The sequence below is a fragment of the Sphingomonas sp. ABOLE genome, from assembly GCF_003950455.1.
GTDB lineage: Bacteria > Pseudomonadota > Alphaproteobacteria > Sphingomonadales > Sphingomonadaceae > Sphingomonas > Sphingomonas trueperi.
In genome coordinates, this window is the sequence record NZ_QQWY01000106.1 from 1 (window position 1) to 748 (window position 748).

Here is a 748-nt window from a genome sequence, read left to right on the forward strand (position 1 = left end):
ACGAAGCCGTCGAGCGCGTCCTGCGCGAGTTGCGCGCGCAGCGCGTTCAGACGATCAGCATAGCTGGACATACGCATACTTCCTGCATCTTCGGGGGCGGCGCGGAACGCGTCGCGGGAATGGCCGGTTTCTGGCCGATGCAGGCAGCTTTGGAAAGGGGCGGGGCCGGGCCCGCCCCTGCGATCGTTCAGCGGCGGACGCGCACATAGGTGCAGCGGTTCTTCGCGGTGATCGTGCGGTCGATCGCGCGGCCGCCCAGCGCACCGGCGACACCACCGGCCGCGGCGCCGAGCAGGCCGCCGCCGACCACCGACGGACCGGCCAGCGCACCGGCGACGCCGCCCGCGATCAGACCGGCTTCGCCCTTCGACTTGCGGCACTTCTTCACATAGCGATAGTTGCGGCTGGACTTGGACTTGCCTTCGTAGCGCGACTGGGCGCTGGCGACCCCGATCGGCATCGCGACCGGCATGGCCAGGGCAAAGGCGGCGAGCGCGGCGATTGTCTTACGCATATTCGGACCCCATCTTTCGGTTCGTGTTCGATGCGTATCAATGTGTCATGCCGCATTTCGGTTGCATGAACCCGCAACGATCGGGGCAAATCCGATGATGTCGGGAGGCTCCCGAGCGCGCGGCGCGGCGGCGGCGATCGCGGTGGAGGCGCTGCTGGCGGCGCTGCTGTTCGCCGGGCTGCGGGCGCAGACCGTGATCCGCACCGATCCGGATGCGAACCTGCTGAGCTTCGA

Annotated in this window: 1 protein-coding gene; it reads right to left on the bottom strand. The window is 68.4% G+C overall.

Going from position 1 to position 748, the window contains the following annotated elements; genetic code table 11:
* Positions 1 to 187: 187 nt before the first annotated feature.
* On the bottom strand, positions 188 to 514 hold the full coding sequence (locus CA234_RS24075; RefSeq protein WP_125977524.1) for a hypothetical protein: 327 nt from the start codon (positions 512 to 514) through the stop codon (positions 188 to 190).
* Positions 515 to 748 lie beyond the last annotated feature (234 nt).

Excerpts from the sequence above, each read along its gene's own strand:
- CA234_RS24075 (WP_125977524.1), bottom strand. The coding sequence starts at position 514 with ATGCGTAAGACAATCGCCGCGCTCGCCGCCTTTGCCCTGGCCATGCCG.